General features: G+C 66.2%; 2 protein-coding genes. One reads left to right on the top strand and one right to left on the bottom strand.

The window, feature by feature from the left end; all coding sequences use genetic code 11:
* On the bottom strand, nucleotides 1–845 hold an 845-nt coding region (locus tag J8I34_RS33870; protein ID WP_209808534.1), incomplete at its 3' end, for a LysR family transcriptional regulator.
* A gap of 127 nt (nucleotides 846–972) precedes the next feature.
* Here J8I34_RS33870 and argC point away from each other — a divergent pair.
* On the top strand, nucleotides 973–1616 hold a 644-nt coding region (argC, locus tag J8I34_RS33875; protein WP_209808536.1), incomplete at its 3' end, for an N-acetyl-gamma-glutamyl-phosphate reductase.

Below are 1616 nucleotides of genomic sequence, written 5' to 3' on the forward strand. Positions count from 1 at the left end.
TGGGTGGAGCGTTCAACGTACCCCGCACGATGCGCGATGCCGAGCCGACGCCATAACGCCGGGCGCAGCGGACGCATGACGATGCGCTTGTCCGGCAATGGCGTGGTGGCCTCGTGGGGCAACAGCGCCGCGCCGTAACCCGCCGCGACCAGACTCTTGATCGCGTCGTTGTAGTTGAGCTGAATGCGTGGTGCGGGATGGTGTCCCGCGGCCGCGAACCACTCCGCGGTCTGACGCGAGAGGCGCGTGGTCGCGTCATTGAGAATCAGAGGCTGGGCGGCGAGCCATTCCGGCGTGACGCGGGCCGGGCACTGCCAATGCGCCGGCACGAAGGCCATCACGGGGTCGCGGCGCCAGGGCTTTATCACCAGTCCGGCCACCGGCGGCTGAGGCAGTGCAACCAGCCCGATATCCAGCGTGCCGTCCGCCAGTCGGGACAGTGTTTCCTGCGAAGTGAGGACCGCAATCTGAATGTCGATGGCGGGATGCTGCTGGCGCAGCACCTCGAGCGCCTGTGGCAGCAGGTGCGCGATCGCGCCAGTCGACGCACCGAGCCGGGCGCGCCCTTCGAGCCCCTCTACCTGTCGTTGTATATCGTCCAGCGCCTGCTCCGCATCGGCCAGCAGCCGACGCCCGCGCTCCACCAGCACCTCTCCGATCGCCGACGGCCTTACCTGTCCGCGTTTTCGCGACAGGAGCGGTGCCCCGATGCGGTGTTCCAGTTCAGCGATGTGGAGGCTGACCGTGGGCGGCGCAAGGTGCAATGCACGCGCCGCCTCGGCGAATGAGCCATGGTCGGCAATGGCGACCAGCGTGCGCAGGCGGTCCAGGCTGATCTCTCGCATGTCGGCTCCAGATTCAGGAAAACTGAATGTCAAGGTTGTGAAATTCAACTTTCCCTATTCTAGTGGTCCATGGAAGATTGGGCTCCTTCGACGTGTTACCCCCTTCAGTCACCGGAGTATTCCTCGCATGAGCTCTCCCCTGGTTTTTATCGACGGCGACCAAGGCACCACCGGGTTGCAAATCCACGAACGGCTGCGCGGCCGGACCGACCTCAGCCTGTTCACGCTTGCCGCGTCGGAACGCAAGGACCCACGGCGTCGTGCGGAAGCCATCAATGCCTGCGACATCGCCATCCTCTGTTTGCCCGATGCCGCCGCACGCGAGGCGGTGAACGCCATCGTCAATCCCGCCGTCAGGGTGATCGACGCGAGTTCCGCCCACCGCACGCATCCGGACTGGACCTATGGCTTTCCGGAAATGGCACCGGGACAGGCCGCGCGCATCGCGAACGCGCGACGGGTCACCAATCCCGGCTGCTATCCGACCGGTGCGATTGGCCTGCTGCGTCCCTTGGTGCAGGCCGGGCTTGTCCCAGCCAGCTACCCCGTCAGCATTCATGCGGTGTCCGGCTACTCCGGACGCGGGCGTGCCGGCGTGGAGGAGTATGAGGGGCCGGATGCCGTCAGCGCGGCATTCCAGGTGTATGGCCTGGAACTCGCGCACAAGCACCCCCCGGAGATCCAGCAGCACGCCGGGCTCGCGCAGCGTCCCATCTTCGTTCCCGCGTATGGTGCGTTCCGCCAGGGCATCGTGCTGACGGTGCCCCTCGC

Origin of the sequence: Cupriavidus phytohabitans, from assembly GCF_017815025.1 — a bacterium.
Taxonomy (GTDB): domain Bacteria; phylum Pseudomonadota; class Gammaproteobacteria; order Burkholderiales; family Burkholderiaceae; genus Cupriavidus.